This is a genomic window from Kineothrix sp. MB12-C1 (assembly GCF_030863805.1).
GTDB lineage: Bacteria > Bacillota > Clostridia > Lachnospirales > Lachnospiraceae > Kineothrix.
Genome location: NZ_CP132957.1, coordinates 400,504 through 415,521 on the forward strand (window position 1 = coordinate 400,504; position 15,018 = coordinate 415,521).

At 40.5% G+C, this 15,018-nt stretch carries 12 protein-coding genes; all 12 read right to left on the reverse strand.

Features of this window, described 5'->3' with window-relative positions; genetic code table 11:
* Positions 1-4: 4 nt before the first annotated feature.
* The gene (gene cas6e / locus RBB56_RS01980) at positions 5-634 is read right to left on the reverse strand and encodes a type I-E CRISPR-associated protein Cas6/Cse3/CasE (RefSeq protein ID WP_306720737.1); all 630 of its coding nucleotides are present in this window, start codon (positions 632-634) and stop codon (positions 5-7) included.
* Entirely contained in the window at positions 634-1,356 is a 723-nt protein-coding gene (gene cas5e / locus RBB56_RS01985) for a type I-E CRISPR-associated protein Cas5/CasD (RefSeq protein ID WP_306720738.1), read from the reverse strand. The genes cas6e and cas5e overlap by 1 nt, the downstream gene beginning before the upstream one ends.
* Before the next feature lie 9 nt (positions 1,357-1,365).
* Positions 1,366-2,424, reverse strand: a complete 1,059-nt coding sequence (gene cas7e, locus RBB56_RS01990; RefSeq protein ID WP_306720739.1) for a type I-E CRISPR-associated protein Cas7/Cse4/CasC — start codon at positions 2,422-2,424, stop codon at positions 1,366-1,368.
* A complete protein-coding gene (gene casB / locus RBB56_RS01995; protein ID WP_306720740.1) occupies positions 2,414-2,995 on the reverse strand; it encodes a type I-E CRISPR-associated protein Cse2/CasB in 582 nt (193 codons plus the stop codon). Before casB ends, cas7e begins: the two co-directional genes overlap by 11 nt.
* A complete protein-coding gene (locus RBB56_RS02000) occupies positions 2,992-4,647 on the reverse strand; it encodes a type I-E CRISPR-associated protein Cse1/CasA (RefSeq protein WP_306720741.1) in 1,656 nt (551 codons plus the stop codon). Before RBB56_RS02000 ends, casB begins: the two co-directional genes overlap by 4 nt.
* Entirely contained in the window at positions 4,644-7,388 is a 2,745-nt protein-coding gene (gene cas3, locus RBB56_RS02005; RefSeq protein ID WP_306720742.1) for a CRISPR-associated helicase Cas3', read from the reverse strand. The genes RBB56_RS02000 and cas3 overlap by 4 nt, the downstream gene beginning before the upstream one ends.
* Before the next feature lie 674 nt (positions 7,389-8,062).
* Positions 8,063-8,290, reverse strand: a complete 228-nt coding sequence (locus tag RBB56_RS18465) for a DUF1016 N-terminal domain-containing protein (protein WP_306720743.1) — start codon at positions 8,288-8,290, stop codon at positions 8,063-8,065.
* The gene (locus RBB56_RS02015; RefSeq protein ID WP_306722216.1) at positions 8,217-8,534 is read right to left on the reverse strand and encodes a hypothetical protein; all 318 of its coding nucleotides are present in this window, start codon (positions 8,532-8,534) and stop codon (positions 8,217-8,219) included. Before RBB56_RS02015 ends, RBB56_RS18465 begins: the two co-directional genes overlap by 74 nt.
* Positions 8,535-9,188: 654 nt before the next feature.
* Entirely contained in the window at positions 9,189-9,539 is a 351-nt protein-coding gene (locus RBB56_RS02020; protein WP_306720744.1) for a nucleotidyltransferase domain-containing protein, read from the reverse strand.
* Between the two features lie 689 nt (positions 9,540-10,228).
* Entirely contained in the window at positions 10,229-11,626 is a 1,398-nt protein-coding gene (gene rlmD, locus RBB56_RS02025) for a 23S rRNA (uracil(1939)-C(5))-methyltransferase RlmD (protein ID WP_306720745.1), read from the reverse strand.
* A 411-nt stretch (positions 11,627-12,037) separates the two neighbouring features.
* Positions 12,038-12,313 carry a hypothetical protein gene (locus RBB56_RS02030; RefSeq protein WP_306720746.1) on the reverse strand — a complete coding sequence of 92 codons (276 nt, stop codon included), beginning with the start codon at positions 12,311-12,313 and terminating at the stop codon, positions 12,038-12,040.
* A 192-nt stretch (positions 12,314-12,505) separates the two neighbouring features.
* Positions 12,506-14,971 carry an ATP-dependent helicase gene (locus RBB56_RS02035; RefSeq protein WP_306720747.1) on the reverse strand — a complete coding sequence of 822 codons (2,466 nt, stop codon included), beginning with the start codon at positions 14,969-14,971 and terminating at the stop codon, positions 12,506-12,508.
* Positions 14,972-15,018 lie beyond the last annotated feature (47 nt).

Genomic DNA, 15,018 nt, shown 5'->3' on the forward strand with positions numbered 1-15,018 from the left:
TTCCTCACTGTATTACGGTCATCATTCCAAAACCATATGCTTTCTCTTTTCCCACACCCTCAGTTAAGGTTTTTCTAAAAATCTCAGCATTTTCAATAATCAGACTTCCTTCATAAATTGCCCTGGCTAACTTAATACTTTTTCCGCCTTTTTTCCTCAATATCGGAAAGTCTCTTTGTACAATCTGATAGTCATAATCCACCAAAGAAAAACCCAGTCTCTCTGCTCGTTTTTCCAGATATTCCAATTGCTTCTCAACTGTAGTGTGTGGACAAACCTTTCCTCTTTGAGCCTCTTGCTTAGCCGCTCTTGCAGGATTGGCCGTTAATCGAAATGACATTTTCTGACCATGTATCAGGCTTTGTAAAAATGCATCATAGGTTTTACATTGTCCGGTGCCAGGAACTCCATATGCTTCCAATTGTGTCATATCCGGCTCACCTTGGCTGACAATCAACAGATAGCTTCGTCCCTTCAGTTGATCTACTCGCCACAATTTACGGCTTCTTTCCCCAGCAGCAAATTCTTCGGGAAAGCTTTTCTCAACCCAATTGTGATATGCGCCTAAATGGGTAAGTTCCGAAATCTTTCTTCGGTTTCCTGTATCAATTTCCACTCGCGAAATATAATACATCATACGCCTCCTATTCCTTGAAAAGCATCATGTTCTGTGTCTTTGCCCATTTCTGCGGTTTGAATTTCGACTTGCATGGATTTTACCGGCCTAAAACCATGGTTCCGATTCATCAAATCAAATGACTCTGCTCTATCCCGTTGAAACATAGGCGGTAAAGAATCATCTAATAAACCGGCATCTACATAAGCATCTAACATAATCCTATTCAATTTACTTTCTCGTGAAAGCTTTTTCTGATACCACCCACTCGCCTGCCAATGATACGATTTAATGGTAGATAATAAATCGTTTTCTACAACTCCCTGAAAAAATTCACTGTCCACCGGAACACTGCGCCGTCCCATATAAAGCGGAAAAACAGGCGAAACAAGTGCTTTTGCCACAGTATCGATCCAACTTGAATCTTCATGAGAAAGCATTGTCAGAAAGACAGCATCTTGCAGGTAATATCGATTTGTCACATAAGTCTGATTTGCAGACCTTGCAATATGATAATCCTTTAACAAGGTGCCCCTTTGTTCAATGCGGACTCCGAAAGACAATTCATTGAGCTCTTGGATTTTTTCAGTTTCATCCCGACGATACCCCAAGGCTCCGCCAATTAACCCGATGACTGCACTTTTTGTAGGATATCTTGCCGTATCCCTGGTTTCAAAATTAGAACCAGTTCCCCAAGATTGCAGCGGACCCGAAAATTTTAATATAATTGTTTTCATCATGAACCTCACCTATAGCAGTCTATCTATAGTTTCTCCAACCTTCTCCAAAAGCTCATTTAAATTCTTCTTGCCTTCTCCCAGTCCCTCTATATCACCCACGGTAAACGTCGCAATAGATTCCTCCGCAAAACGGTCAATTTTTTCAAATTCTGTTTTCAGCCTGGAAATAGACCCGGTTACATATCCGCCCTGGGATTTAACAGGATTTTCAAAGGCATTTACCAGATTCACCGGGCGGTCCGAGCGAATAGAAACGATTAATGCATCGGGAAGCGTCTGATTGGCAAATGTATTGATTTTTCCTGATGGTAAGGACTGCACAAATGATTTCACAAAAAGTTTTAACGCCTCGATCACCGCATCTTTATCGTCCCCCAATTGGACTCTCAGTTCATGCACCGCCACATTCGCATATCTATATAAGGTAGAAGAATTATATTCCACCGTTCCAAGCATACCCGCTCCCGCCTGATCATCGGGTGTCAAATCATCAACGGCCGTGAAAAAATCAAACTCTGCCGCAATTTCATGTGTCGATATAGCATGGGCAACTTGTGAGCTTGCATCTACGTTCAATTCCGGCGCATCTGCGACCATACGTCCGAACAAAGCAACATCAATACTTTGATTCGCATTTAAGATACTCTTAATCTCTTTCGCCTGTAAATCGCCTAAGTGTTCCACTCCATAAGAAGCAAGCATTTGCCGTTGTTTGCCACCCAGGAAAAAAAGTGCTTTGGCTTCCTGATCTTTTGTAGATATTTTTGCTTTATTAAAAATCTCTTCCGCTAACTTAAGCGCACTGCTTTCATCCATTGACGGTTCTTTTTCTATAATAGCTTTTGCAAGTGAATGTACAATTTTCTTTGTTCTGATTCCCAGATTTTCTTTATCTTCATGCTCTTTGAAATATTCTCTCATAGCCTTTTTCCAGCTTTGAGAAGATACCCGGGCCCGTGTAACGCCTCCATACCTGGCAGTTTTGGGACTGCCTGTATCATCCCGGTTAATATTACTTGGCGGAACAGTCTGAAGCACATGTAAATCAACATAAATATTATTCTGCATCTTTTTCTCCTTCTTTCTCTTTTACTTGGTAGAAATAATAATCTTGTCCCCAACACATACGCATGCGATTGGCAGATTCCGGCGAACTCTGATACCAATAGAAATCCTCTGCTAATTTAGCGTAATCGATTTTTGTATCTGCTTCTTGTTTGAGTATGCTGATGAGATGACGTAAATGTGTGGTCAGTTCTTTAAAATTACCGGAAGTAATCAGTGAATTAAATCGCCTGTCTAATGCTGTATTGTCCATATCCCTAATAGTATGCAAGGCTTTTCCGATACTATTTTTTGATGCTTTATGCACAGAGTCACTCCTTCCCTGCTGATGCAGTGCATACAGCTGCAAAGAGGTTACTATTGCATTTTCCTCATGGGTAGGTATTCCGTTTTTACTTAAGTATTCCACCGGTACTTCTTCAAATACTAACGGCCAAATTTCAACTGTTTCTGAAATATCCCGGCCTATAGAATTTCTTAGACGGGATAAGGCAGCCCTTGTCTCAGATAATTCCAGCCGTTCCCCCAGTTTACAAAGAATTCTTTCAGTTACTTTGTATAAGCCTTCACTCATTCTCTCACCCCCAATTCTCTTTTTAAATTTGTTCTGAACCGAATATAAGCCGTTTCTATATTTTCCAGTTTGCTCTTGTTTTTATCTGTATAATAACCAAGATAATCTCTGTTTCCTGCTTCCTGTATTAATTCGCCTCCCTGTTTAGCAATTTCTTCTCGCAGTATGGTCTTCCATTCCCGCGTGCGCTCTTTTTTCTCATCCTGCGGTGAAATACTGATTATCCACTCACGAAAGCGGCGGTCGATGGAAAAGAATATCTGTGTTTTTGTTTTTTGTTCCGCAGCACCATTTTGTAGATTCCGTATTTTATCAATATCTCTGGCAAAACGAATCACAGTGCTTCCAATGACTCTCTCAGTATTCTTTATCTCCTCTGCAATACAGGTCAGCCAGCCATTTTCCTGCTTGTCCAATAACCCAATGTTCTCATTAATTTGATCGTATATCTGTCTGTCTACCACACCATCTTTTTGAATATAGTTTTCCGCCACTGCATTGAGTGATATCAGACCTGTTACAAGCTTATCTCCCTGCAGACTTCTAAGCCACTGAATAATACCCGGATTATAGTTCTTTTCTTCAATGGAAGAAAAGGTCTGCATCTCCTGCCAGAAATACTTATCCGGGTCATGGCGTTTCGGTACAAATCCCTCTTTTACTTTCCATTTTCCGACATCCAGCTTGGTATCATACCTCCAGAAGGTAAACGGTTCTATTATTAAATTTGGCTCATACTCAAAATTGCTGACAGCCAGATCCAGCCTGTATTCAATAATCTTATGATTCTCATCTGCCTTTAAAAGCAGCTGCCTGCTGGGATAAGTGAAGAGCTGGGCCAGATTATCCGGTATCGCCTGAAAATGGTTGATTTGGGGTTCTGCTTCCCATATTGGCTTTTGTACACAAGCACTCTGTGGAAGATTTAGATTCAGTAACAGGGTTTCAAAAAGATTCTTTCCACTGGCATAAATGCCACCCAGCTTTCCTAAATAGGCTACTCCTGTAGATTCTCTCTTTTTCTTCTTGCCTGGATTTCCCGACTTTGAAGGTGCATAACCGTTGGTATATAACAGCCATCTGGCCGCCACCGAATACTCTAACTCGGTTTGATACTGGCTCATAAAAAGTCTGGGTTTTCTCGGGTCCCCCTCTAGAATCTTACCATTTAATTTGTTGATGCCATTATCCGTTGCGCTATAGGGATAGTCCGGTTCTCCAATTTCCGTAAACTGAAAAAAAGGATATGTTTCATCCAGTAAATTAAAACGGTAACGGTATTTTTCCAGATATTCATTCACAATATCTGGAAACTCCCCTTTTTTCCAAAGAGTTTTCCAAGTCGCATATAAATCTTCTTTATATTCTGAGATATCGTCTTCATCAATTTTTTTCCTGACCTGAAATGTGTCCGTATCCACATCCACCCATTCATAGCCCTCACCCGTTGCCGTAAATCTGGTGAAGACCGTATGTAACACGGCTAACAGCAGCCGTAAAACTGCAAAATCCTGTGTGGGTGTTTCCCCGGCAAGCCGCTTATACCTATGAGCATTTTCGAACAATTCCTTTAATGATACTTCTTCTGTTTCTCCTTTCTCACCGGTCATAACCATTAACCATTTTTCATCCAATAAATTAAATCGGCTCATTCTTCCTCCTTTCCAACCATCAATCCATATTGTTTATCATAATGAAGCTTATATCCTATCAGCTCAGCACTATTATCTTCATCCAGAATGATGCCCAGACTTCCTTTTAACCACGGCTCATCTTGCCAATAAGAAAGTTCGGCATGATTACGTGTCTCTAATTCTTTAATTATGTCATCCGTTTTATAGCAGAAAATATGGGGAAGCCGAATGGTCTGCTGGGATATTTTCTTTGCAAGAGCAGGTGTTAGCTCGCCGCCGATGTTAGTAATATCATCCAGTAGATACAATTCGTCTTCTTTTCTCTTAATCAGTATGACTTCCATGGAATCAGAACCATCCCGAACTTTAGCCAGCCCCGCCTCTTCCGTATCACTTTGTATGTCGTCCTTTAACCAGCCAATCAGGCTGCCTCTCTCCGGATAATAAGGCTCTGCAAGACGAAAGACATCTGCATTTTTTTCCTTTTTCTTTCTTTCTGACCCATCTTTTTCTTTCATTTCCTTATATTTTTCTCTTATTGATACGGGGATATCTAATTCTTCCTTTGGATTTTCCTTATATACTTTCTGAACCAGTCTGGATATATCCTCAGGAAGCACCAGCTTTTCCGGAAGAACTAATTGTGTGCGAGTCAGCAAATAATCTCCGTATATCGTCCTAGTCCCCTCCTCAAATTCCGCCATTCCCTGTATGCCCATCACATACACAACAGGAGCCTTCAGGTTTTCCGGTCTTATCGTTTCCGCATGCCTGTGCAGCCGTCCGATTCGCTGAAGCAGCAAATCTATGGGGGCAATATCTGTAAAAATCGCGTCAAAATCAATATCTATCGATTGCTCTAAAACTTGTGTTCCTATAACAATTCTCAGTTTGGGGCGTTTGGCATTTTTCCCGATTTCATTTAGCAACTGCTTTTCTTTTTCCCGTCTGTGGGGAGCCAGAAAGCCGGAGTGCAGCACGCTGATATTTTCTCGTCCAAATATGTGCTCTAATTTCTCGGCAAATTCTTGCGCCCGTTTCACCGTATTTACAATAATCCCCACAATTCCTCCGTTTGAAAGCGTTCTTTGAAGGATTGTTACTAAATCATCCTCTTCCATCAATTCTACTTTTACTTCTTTTGTGTCTCCCAACGGAAAATCCCGCAGCTGGCTGACCCTGTCACCGTCTGTGTATGTAATCAATGGATAGGCTTCTGTTTCTTTCCAGTCGCTATATTCTGCCTTTATATTCCGCTTCTTCATCCCCATACCCCGGCAATAAGTTTCGACTAATCTTGTCCGTCTCGATGCCGGCAGCGTCGCAGACAGGATGATTATCGGTACCCGGTATGCACCGAGCCACTCAACAACCCGGTATAGAAATTCTCCCATATAAGCATCGTATGCATGTATTTCATCAATCACGATGACCTTTTTGGATAATCCCAAATGTCTAAGCGCCAGATGTTTCTGCTTTAATCCCGCCAGTAAAAACTGATCCACAGTTCCCACAACGAAATCATCTAATATGGCAGTTTTTCTTCCCGTAAACCATTCATTGATAACAACACTGCCCTCATCTGCATAAATATTCTCTGCATTTTTCAAGTTCTGGAATGTCTCGTTAAACTGTGCTTTCCCATGCACGAGCTGAATCGACTTGTTATCACCCGTTTCATTGGCAATTTTTTCAATCCATTCTTCAATCCTTTGGAAAATACTATCAGAGGTCGCCTGTGTCGGTAAGCCAAAAAACATGCCGGAGCACTTTCCTTTCTCCGCCAATTGTTCAACCCCCAATAATGCGGCTTCTGTTTTTCCAATACCCATAGGCGCTTCCAGTATAATAATTCCCGGGGTTTGCGCTTTATCAATGGATTCAGAAAATGCCCGCTGTATTTCTCTTGGATGAAACTGAAATCTTTTGCTGTATTGCTCCTCAACACTACCATCGCACTCAGCAATCCATGGATATGTCTTGGTCCAACGCTCCCATCCATATTCTAAACGTTCTTCTTGAAACTCTTCTTCCTCCTTATCTATCGGAAACAAAGGAAAATACTCCTCATTACTGGCAATCCAGTCAGCCATAATAAGAAGACCTTGTAGAAGAACCTGTGCAGGCTGCTCAATCTTCGGAAGCGCATCAACATTCTTATATCCAGACTCCTCCAGTGCCCACTCAAACAATTTACGCTGCATCTTCTTCCAGTTCTCAGTGCATTCACCGCCATGGTCGTATTGATAGTAGTTCGCAGTGTAAGCCTCCAGCTGTACCCCGATCTCCCATTTATCATTTACCGTCCTTCCATGATGTCCGCCGATAATCGATGCAATATCTTCGCCAACACCATAAGAATCCAGTAAGACCTGACTTGCCAGGGCATGGGGGGATTTTGATGATAATTCTGTGCTCCAATTTTCCAGTCCGGTAAATCCTGATCTTATCAGGTTTTCTGTCAGTATTTTATCCAGATCTGCTGATTGATTGTTCCCTGACGGCCTCAACGCAAAACAGGGAGTGCTTTTGGCCAAATCATGCGTTAAGCCTATAAAGGATACAAGGTTTACTCCAGCATTCTCTTCTGAATCAGAAATAGACTCCAGAATAAATTCCCTTTGTCCCTCGCTAAGCCAATGATTCCATATTTGAATAAGGACATTCGATGTATCCAGTAAATGCTGCTCAAGCGGGAGCCAATAGTATTGTCCGTCTTTTTCTTTTTTCTTACCCCATAGATTAGTTTTTATACGCATTGATTTTCCTCCAAAGTAATTAAGTTGGGTTTTGGACTTTGTCAGGAAGCAGTTAAAAGTCAAAAAAATCATGGGGATTATTCACACCCCCGCATATGCGGGGAACACTTTATTTGCTCCTAGTAAGATTATCTTTACATATGGAACACTCCTGCTAATGCAGGAAACACTTTATCATATTATCATAAACCATTTTCTTTTGCTTCCAGACAAAAACTTTCTATTTCCCACATCATTTTTTTCTTTATAATTAAAATTTAAAGATTATCTTTACATAATTTTATTCTAATATGTTTTCAATTTAAATGCAAGTATATTTTACTTGATTTTTCTAAACGCTAATCAAAAAAGTCATTATCATGTATGCCATCCCAAAATAATTTCACATTAATGTCTTTTCTCTATTTTCTCTAAATCAAAACAGAAACTTATAAATTATTCTACTGAATGTACACCTTTACTTTAACTCTTTCTCAATCTCCTCAATGGAAGGGAGATTACTCCGTAATTCCTCTGGTAAAGATTTCTCCATTTATTTTTCCACTTTGTTACACCAATTGGATTCTGATATCCGGATAAAGAATACTTCACAACCGTCTGGTCTTTACCTTAATCAGAAGTAAACCAATAGCTGGTTTATCGTCTGGGTGGCATAGAATATCATTTACCACATTTTAATACATGTTGAGTTGACTGATAAAACCAGGCTCAAAGTCACATGCTTTCAATTCAATGACTACATAGCAGTGTAATTTAAGATTAGTTCTCCATGGAGTTGGTGCAGCGACCTGTTGCACAATTTTATAATATGGCAAACACCGAGCAAACTTAAGCATGTACTTTATGTTTCTTGGAGAGAAACCGGACATTTGCGGAAAAGTTTTCTTCAAATCCCTTTCCATCCGGTCTATAACCTTGGCTCCCCAGCCCTCTTCCTCTATTTAATAACCCTCTCAACCTCCCTATTACCCCCATTTGAACTGTTGCAAATTTTGCAACAGTTGACTGTCTTACTAATTCACCCTCATTAAACATATTTTTAATATACCTTGAAATTGTGGATTTATCTCTTTGTAACAAATCAGCCATCTGTTCTAACGACAACCACTCTGTTTCATTCTGCATATTAACATTTATTTTCGTCAAACCGTCTTCCGTTTGATATATTATAATTTCTCCGTAGTTGTACACTGCAGCAAGTGTGCAATAAAGATGCGCTACTCATGACTTTTCGTTAAGTCGTGGATTCTAAAATGATGCAACAGTCCCCTAACAGGCCTGCAAAACTTCAGAATAGTGCACCGATTGCATCTGCTATAGAAAAAGATTAGATTTGTTTTTGAGATATAAATCTTTGACTTATGAATGATTTGTATTGACACTATCGAATATAATTACGCTTTCCTCAAGGGCAAAATTATTGAAATTATTAACACACTTACCAATTTTGATAATTTATTATGTTGATTAAATCTTGCATTAGAATGGGTAGAAGAAAACCCCCAAATCTTGTTTGACTTGGAGGCACTGTTCCAACCATTTTAGTACTTATTTGATCTTTACTGCTATTCGGTCTATTATTAAGTCACCTACTAATATCAATACTCTAATGATATCTTGTCACCAATGTACATCATAACAACTCCATACCATTAATCTCGTCCTGTATTTCATCCCTTACCTGTTCAAGGATTATAAGTATTTTAGGCTGTATCATATTCATAATTTTCTTTGAGTCTTTCAAAGCCATATGCATATTTTCCTCATATGTTTGCAGATGCCAGATCATTTTGTGCCAGCCTAAGCCATTGACTGATATAATTGTGCGTTTCGCTCATACAGCTTTACTCCCCTTTCATATACCGTACGTTCTAATGTCATTGCATTACATTTTTCATGGAATCTTCTGGATTCCTCCGCAAGAATATCTACTGAGCGGATATCCATTCTGGCAATAGCCATATTCATTTTTTGAATCGCCCTTAAAGGACGTTCCGTTCCATCGGTCAATACAACATAAAGGTCAAAATCACTATCTTGGGTAGGTGCTCCATATGCAAACGATCCGAATAAAAAAATTTCCTCAGCTTCCACGACATCGGCAATTGCATGTACAATCTGATCCAATTCTCTTTTATCCATTTCCTCCATCGACATCTTCTCCCTTCAATTACTTTTCTGATTTTATCATACCTTAATTCTTTCCTTTTTCAATGTTATTACAGTCCATCTGTTATTACAGTCAATCCTACACTTTGCTTATGCCAGCAATAAAATGCCCAGCTCACTTCTAGGCATTTTACTCTTACCATAATCAGGCAGGAATTTTGTTTATTTATTCAGTTATTATAAGATACCCATACGTTTCATAAAAAAAACCATGTCTTTTGCTCCTTGTTCATAAATCAACCTGTCGTTCTTCCTCAAATCGGCTGACACAGGGCAGAATGGGTGCTGGTCGGTCACTTCTACTTTTTCCAAGCAAGGGCATAAATCGGCTCACAAAGGGTTACACGGCGTAATTCACCCTTTTCATCCTATCCGTTCTACACTGAAGAATTTGTTACTCTGCTGTTTCTTGTTACAGTGTCATTATTTTTCTTAATATCCAGAGGCACCTATTTAATTTCTAAAATAAGTACCGCCTTGCGTTTCTACCCATATTCACTTTTGAACTTTATTCCCCTCTCCTTCCTCCGATTTTCTCCAAATCACTCCAAAACCACTTTTTCACCCACATACATCTATAAAAAACGGGGAAAATAGGGCAAAAACTAGCCATTTCCAGTTCGATTTTACCCATTTTCTCTCTTTAAACCACAACATTTTGTAGTCAAACCCTATCTTTTCTTCCCTGCACCACACTTCTGCATCAGAATCACTGTTTCTATTTGCGCAGTCCAAGGAAACTGATCCACCGCCACTGCCCGCTCCACCCTATATCCATTTTCCAAAAATACTTCCAAGTCTCTCACGAGGCTGGTTGGTTTACAAGAGATATAGACCAATCTATCCACTTTATAATCAATAATTTTCTTCAATGCCTTGGGATGGATGCCATCGCGAGGGGGATCTAGGATAATAAAATCCGGTTTCTCTTCTATTTCATCGAGGACTTTCAGCACATCTCCTGCGATAAATTCGCAATTATGCAGGTAGTTTAGCTCCGCATTTTTCTTTGCGGCCTCCACCGCTTCTTCTACGATTTCTACCCCGATTACTTTCCCGGCTACGGGAGCCATCATTTGTGCGATCGTTCCTGTTCCGCTGTATAAATCAAAGATAACCTTATCCGCCTTTCCTTCTGGCGAAAGGGAGCCGATATATTCTCTTGCTGTCTCGTAAAGAACTTCTGCCCCGTAGGTATTCGTCTGGAAAAATGAAAACTGGGAAATCTTAAATTTCAATCCTAACAACTCTTCATAGAAGTAGTCTTGTCCATAGAGGATTATCGTTTCATCACTTTTTACTACATCGGCTACGGAGTCATTTTTCGTATGTAGAATACCGACAATCTTACCTTTCAGCTCCAGCGACAGGAGCATTTCCCGGAATGCGGTCAGATCATGTTCCTCTTGTGTGGTCGTAACGAGAGCAATTAATATTTCTCCTGTTTTAGAAGCCTTTCTTACCAGCAAGTGCCGTAAGTATCCTTGATGGCTCAGCCTATGATGAAAGGAAACATTTCTCTCTGCAAAAAAGTTCCTCGTTCCCGACAGAATCTTTCTATAGTCCTCATCCATTATTTTGCAATCCGACACGGTTACAATATCGTAGAAGCTTCCTCTTTTATGCATACCAAGAGCAAGCGGACCATCCTTAATCTCATCCCCGAAGGAAAACTCCATTTTATTTCTATATCCATACACTTCCGGACTTCCTTTGATTCTCTCAAATATATAGCCACCCTCTTGTTTTCCTAATACGGAGTCGAGCAACCCCTTTACCTGTTCCTCTTTTAATGCTAATTGTTTCTCATAAGGAAGAGACAGGTAAGTGCAGCCGCCGCAAGTTCCGAAATGCTCACAAGGGCTTTCCACCTCCATAGGAGACTTTTCCAACACCTCAAGTAACCTTCCTTCTGCTTTTCCTTTTCTCACTTTATTAATTCTACAAGAAACCCTCTGTCCCGGAAGTGTATTCTTTACGATGCATCTTCCCTCCCCGGATTCTACAATTCCTTTATTGGGAAAGTCAACTCTCCCTACAATACCTTCTATTACCTGTCCCTTTTTCATTCCTGATTTTATTATCCTTTCTATCTATTAATAACATCAAATAATTGCGAAACTTGCTAATTTTTATAATTTCATACACTCTTCATACAATCTTTCTTAATTAAACACTGTATATATTGCATATGAAATCTTCGCAACTTATCTATTTCACGATTTCCTATCTTATAGCATATCAAAAACGGAATGTACGCACAAGTACATTCCGTTCCACGTTCTTTTTCACTTAACTTGTTACTGTTCACACCTATGGTGCTCACAGCAACAGTATCACACAAATTGCATAAAGAACATGCAATTTGGCGTCCGCCAAACTCGGGATTTTGTGCACATCGTGCACAAAACACCTCGCGGAATATCACCTGTGAACAGTAACCTTAACTTTCATTACATCTGTACACTGACACTGTATTCTTACTCTTGAGAAACTGCGTCTCCATCAAAGTCATCATCTTCATCTTCGAAGAAATCGTCTTCGAAGTCATCATCGAAATCATCCTCAAAGTCTTCCAGATAATCGGGGGTAAAATAACGGTAAACTGCATAAGCAATTGCCGCAACTGCTGCTATTGCACCGATAACCGCGAACACCCAAAGCACCGTGTTGCATTTCTTTTCTTCTTTTTTTCCTAATAACTCATTAATTCTTGACATATCAATGTATTCTTCCAATTTACTTAATCGATTCATAGCGCATACCTCTCTTTGCCTTTATTCTCTTTATTATTACCCTTTGGAACTTTGTTTATCAACAATTTCCTTACCAACTTTTACAAGTGGCCAAAACCGCCACTTATTATATAATATAACACTTATTCCAGAATTTTACTATTGTTTTTTAAATGTTTATAAAAATGATGAGCAAATTTACCGTCACAAATTTTATAGTTTTTTCAGCTTCGCAAAGGCCGCATACATAACTTTCTGCCCTGCTTCATCGAATACTACCGTCACCTGATAATCTCTCGGTCCCTTTTCCATCTTAGCCACGGTTCCTTCTCCATATTTAACATGTCGGACTCTATCCCCTACACCATAATTTAACTCTGCTGCCTGGGGAGCACCTTTTGACAACCCGGTAATTCCGCCCAAGCCACCGGCTCCTCCGCCCGCTATGAAAGGTCTGTTTTGCGCAGGTGTGCGTTTTGGTACTGCAACTGCTCTCGGCTTTGGTTTCGCAGTCTGGGAAGGCACCTCTTTATCAAAAATCCTCTGATAGCTTCCTGTCGCTCCCTGCCTGGAAAATCCGGAGTTCTCATCCTCACCGCTTCTATATACCGCTTCTTTGTCATTATTTTCTTCCGATGTCCCGCTGCCATATTGAGGCATATAATTCATTCCGAAGGGCTTGGACTTAAAACGGCTGCGCTCATAGGAATCATCTTCATATTCCACATAATCCCACCGTTTTACAGAAGGAATCTTGCTATCCAAAAGTGCTTCCGGTATTTCCTTCACGAAGCGGCTGACAGGATTATACTGCGTCTCTCCCCTTAACATTCTTTGCTTCGCACAGGTAATAGTCAGATCATCCTTCGCACGCGTAATTCCTACATAAGCAAGGCGCCTTTCCTCTTCCACATCCTCAGGATTATCCGAAGTGATCGTCATATAACTGGGGAATACCCCATCCTCCATTCCGGCTAAATACACATGAGGGAATTCCAGACCCTTGGCACTATGCAATGTCATGAGAAGAACACGATTCCCATCATCATCAATGCGATCGATATCGGCGACAAGAGCGACCTCTTCCAGAAACTCACTAAGACTTGGTTCCTCATGGGTCTCCTGATAAGATACGATCTTACTGATTAATTCATCGATATTGTTAATTCTATCTTCCGCATCCTCGTCGTCGGACGCTTCCAACTCTTTTACATATCCGGTGGAATCAATCACATCCTTAATCAAATCCTCCAAGCTATAGTATTCCAGCTTACTGCGAAATGACTGTATCATGGTAACGAAAGGTTCCAGTTTCACCCCACTTTTGCCAATCGTCATTATCTGCTGTGCTTCTCTTAACGCATCATAAAAGCTGATTCCCCTTGTATCCGCATATTCCTGTACCCGCGCAACGGTAGTCGCCCCGATTCCCCTTTTCGGTACATTGATAATTCTTTTTACCGCAACGTCATCCCTGCCATTATCAATTGTCTTTAAATAAGCCAAAATATCCTTAATTTCTCTTCTGGAATAGAAATTAGTACCGCCTACCACGTCATAAGGAATTCCTTTTACGACAAAACGTTCCTCCAGCATACGTGATTGTGCATTCGTCCGGTACAAAACGGCACACTCCCCATAAGAGGATAGCCCTTCTCTCTTCTTCCTCGCAATTTCATCCGTAATATACTCCGCCTCTTCGAATGCCGTATCGAACTGTCTGAAATGCAGTTTGCTTCCTTCTCCTTTTTTGGTCCAAAGCGCCTTATCCTTACGGCTTACATTATTTTGAATTACTGCATTAGCAGCTTCTAATACATTTTGAGTGGAGCGGTAATTTTGTTCCAATTTAATGACGGAAGCCTCAGCATATACCTTTTCAAAATCCAGAATATTTCTAATATTAGCTCCTCTGAATTTGTAAATAGACTGGTCATCATCTCCCACTACGCAGAGATTGCGGTACTTATCTGCCAATAAGCGAATCAACTCGAATTGTGCGGTATTCGTATCCTGATATTCATCCACCATAATATACCGGAAACGCTCCTGATAGCTGTCCAGCACCTCCGGACAGGATTTAAACAGTTCCACAGTCTTTACAATCAAATCATCGAAATCAAGAGCGTTGTTTTTACGAAGGACAGCCTGATATTCCTGATAAACCGAAGCGATCTTAGTCTTCGTATAGTCACCCATTGCCTGCAATTGATAATCGATGGGAGAAATCAGCTCGTCTTTGGCAGAAGAAATCGCACTCAACAACGTTCTTTCTTTCATCATCTTCGTATCGATCTGCAGACGTTTACAAACATCCTTCATAACCGTCTTCTGATCGTCAGTATCATAAATGGTAAAATTATTATCATATCCAATTCTCTCTATGTATCTTCGAAGAATTCTTACACAGGTGGAATGAAAGGTGGACACCCATACTTGTTCCGCCCCATGCCCGATAATGCTGTCCACACGTTCCCGCATTTCTCCTGCTGCCTTATTCGTAAATGTGATAGCCATAATATTCCATGGCTGCACCCCGAATTCATCGATTAAATAAGCGATTCTGTGGGTTAGCACACGGGTTTTCCCGCTTCCTGCTCCTGCCAGCAAAAGGACAGGGCCTTCCACCGTAAAAACTCCCTGTTTTTGTTGTTCATTCAGTGTATCATAAATACTCATATCTTTCCGTTTATTTCCTTTCGGTGAAAGTCCTCTTGTAGGTAATT